This is a genomic window from Brevibacillus sp. AY1, assembly GCF_029870785.1.
GTDB lineage: Bacteria > Bacillota > Bacilli > Brevibacillales > Brevibacillaceae > Brevibacillus > Brevibacillus invocatus.
In genome coordinates this window covers 1-1,324 of the sequence record NZ_JAFLPN010000103.1, presented here as the reverse complement: position 1 = coordinate 1,324, position 1,324 = coordinate 1, and the positions used below count along the sequence as shown (strand labels likewise).

General features: G+C 49.4%; 2 protein-coding genes and 1 pseudogene. All 3 read left to right on the top strand.

The window, feature by feature from the left end:
* Positions 1–302, top strand: a 302-nt coding sequence (locus JZI27_RS24870; RefSeq protein ID WP_280209850.1) for an Rpn family recombination-promoting nuclease/putative transposase, incomplete at its 5' end; no start/stop codon positions are given.
* 205 nt (positions 303–507) lie between these two features.
* A complete protein-coding gene (locus JZI27_RS24865; RefSeq protein WP_280209848.1) occupies positions 508–1,005 on the top strand; it encodes a transposase in 498 nt (165 codons plus the stop codon).
* A pseudogene (locus JZI27_RS24860) lies at positions 1,002–1,324 on the top strand (IS3 family transposase); the annotation flags it as partial. The gene JZI27_RS24865 and the pseudogene JZI27_RS24860, both read left to right, overlap by 4 nt.

Sequence of the window (1,324 nt, the reverse complement as noted above, 5' to 3'; positions counted from 1 at the left end):
TGTTGTTTTTGAAGGCAGAAAGCAAAACGAAACTGGAGGAATTGGCGATGAGCGAACCGACGATTCGTAAGGCGATCAATGTATTGGAGTTTTTGAATCAGGATAAAGAAGCCCGTAAATTGTATGAGATGCGGGAAATGGCATTGAAGGATGAGGCAAACATGATTCAAGGTGCAAAGGAAGAAGGCAAAGCTGAGGTGGCTAGAAAAATGCTTGCCAAAGGAATGGATGTTTCCTTAATCGTTGAATTGACGGGACTTTCTGTAGAAGAAATCGAAAAATTGAAGCAGCAGATTCACTAAACATAATCAGTAGCTTTCACAATCAGCTCTGTGTCCTATCAATGGATACAGGGTCTTTTTTGCATTCAAAAATAGTCAAAGGAGTTGTTGAACATGCTATTCCCAAACCTACCGACCAAAACACTAGGAGCCCCCTGTGTCAGAATAGTTGTCGTACCCCTCTAAAGAACGTATAGTGAGGAAAACGAGGACGAGGTGGGAGACAATGAACCAAGTGAGCAAGGAGTTAAAGCAGAGCATTTTGCAACGGATGATGCCGCCCAGCAATGAGCCTGTCAGCCAGATCGCTAGAGAGAGCGGACTATCGGAAACAACGCTATACAAATGGAAAAAGGCGGCCACAGCACAAGGAAAGATCATGCCTGATGGTACGCAGCCTGCCGAGAGATGGAGCACAAGAGATAAATTTGCCATCGTGGTGGAAACCGCTGCGCTAAGTGAAATCGAACTGTCGGAATACTGTCGCGCTAAAGGGCTATTCGTCGAACAAGTAGAGGCTTGGCGTGATGCCTGCATGCAAGCCAATGGCGGGATAGCCGAGCAAGCGAGCAAGCTCCAAAAGGATCTCCGTACAAAGGAGCAAGAGGTAAAAACCCTAAGCCGTGAGCTGCAGCGCAAAGAAGCGGCGCTCGCGGAAACGGCCGCGCTACTGGTGTTACGAAAAAAGGCCCAAGCGATCTGGGGGGACCAAGGGGACGAATGATCAGTGCCTCAGATCGTCAATTAGCCATATCACTGATTCAAGAAGCGGTCGAAGCCGGAGCAAGAGAGCGGCTAGCCTGTAAAGAGCTTGGACTGACTCAGCGCACCCTGCAACGTTGGCGACAGTATGGTGCGCGTGAAGATGGGCGTCCAAATGCGAAACGGCCTGAGCCCGCCCACAAGCTCAGCGAGGATGAAGAGCAACAGATTCTGGACGTCATTCATCAACCGGAATTTCAGAGTTTGCTCCGAGTCAAATCGTTCCCGCGCTGGCCGATCAGGGGACGTATATCGCTTCCGAATCGAGCTTTTATCGCGTG

Bases quoted from the DNA above. Each gene is read 5' to 3' on its own strand.
- JZI27_RS24865 (WP_280209848.1), top strand. From the start codon at position 508: ATGAACCAAGTGAGCAAGGAGTTAAAGCAGAGCATTTTGCAACGGATG.